Annotated in this window: 1 protein-coding gene; it reads right to left on the bottom strand. The window is 70.6% G+C overall.

Annotated features, from left to right (window positions below):
- Positions 1-241: 241 nt before the first annotated feature.
- Complete coding sequence (locus tag AA75_RS15310) at positions 242-1,126, bottom strand: TIGR02391 family protein (RefSeq protein WP_033820567.1); 885 nt, start codon at positions 1,124-1,126, stop codon at positions 242-244.
- Between the last annotated feature and the right edge of the window lie 76 nt (positions 1,127-1,202).

The following is a 1,202-nucleotide window of genomic DNA, read 5'->3' as shown; positions in this document are numbered from 1 at the left end:
CTCGGCCTGTTCATCGCCAACAGCCGCAGCAGGCGCGCCACCGTTCCCGCCGCCCGTGCCGAGCGGCTCACCGAACTCGGGATGCGTTGGGTGTAGGAGGCCGGAGCCCGGGGCGGCAGGCGGACGGCCTGTCGCCCTGGGCCTTGTCGCGTCCGGGTCTGGCACAAGGGTGACGGTGCGCGGCCCTGCGGCGCGGCCACCAGGACGGCCAGCCTCGCGGACCCCGGCAGCGCCGGATCAGCTACTGCTGGGCGGGCTCCTGTGCGGTTCGCAGCTCGCACCGGTCGAGGAGGCGAGCCAGGTAGCTGTAGGCGGCCAGGCGCTCCATGGCCTCCTGCTCGGTCAGCTCGTCCCGGGTGTGGGTAGTGACGTTGCGGACCGTGAGGTTCAGACCGGCGGCCAGGTCCTTGAGCGCGGAGCTCAGGTTGATGAGCCCACTGCCCAGCGGTTCCAGTCCGCCGCGCATGCTCTTGGTCGTCTTGTCGGTCGGGGTGCCCGGCCAGGCGAGCTTCGGCTTGCCAGGGCTCGGCTCGCCCGCTGAGAGGGTCTGCTGCCAGAACGAGGTGTCGTCAACGTCGTGGCGGCCCACCCGGTCCTTCCAGTGCACGTTGAGCGCCTCGGCGGCTTCCCGCACCGCGACCCGGTACTGATGGTTGGTCCAGTGCGCGGCGGCGGCGCTCCAGACGACCGGGTGGAACTGGGCGGGGGCGAACGCCGGCAGGTCCGTCCCGACGGTGGCTTCGGCTTCGTCGATCATCAGGCGGAGGCGGCCGCGCACGGTGGCCACGGTGTTGCGAACGTCCTGCGCGCTGAACAAGGCCTTGGGGGCGGACATGAGGGCCCAGTTGGCGAGCGGGTCCAGCGGCCCGAAGCCGACCACACCGATGTGGGCTCCGGTGACGGTGACCGCCCGGGAGGCGGCGCCGGCGGCCTCGGCCACGTCGAGCTCGAGGGTGCGCACCTTGGCCGGGTCCTCGCCGTCCTTCGTGCGCATCGTCGGGAGGAAGCCGTGGGTGCTGAGGATGTCCGACTCGTCCTGGGTCTTGGCCCAGTTCTCGAAGGCGGTGCCGAACTCGTCCACGGCGGTGCGCAGGCGTCTGAGGAAGTCGGGGTTGTATCCAGCCATGTGCTTTCCCCTCCTGGTGCTCTTGGTGGCGTGAGCCTAAGAGGAGCTAACACAAAGCTCTGGTGTGGCCATGTCT

Source organism: Kitasatospora sp. MBT63, from assembly GCF_000710465.2.
Taxonomy (GTDB): Bacteria; Actinomycetota; Actinomycetes; order Streptomycetales; family Streptomycetaceae; genus Kitasatospora.
This window is presented reverse-complemented; position numbering and strand designations above follow the sequence as displayed.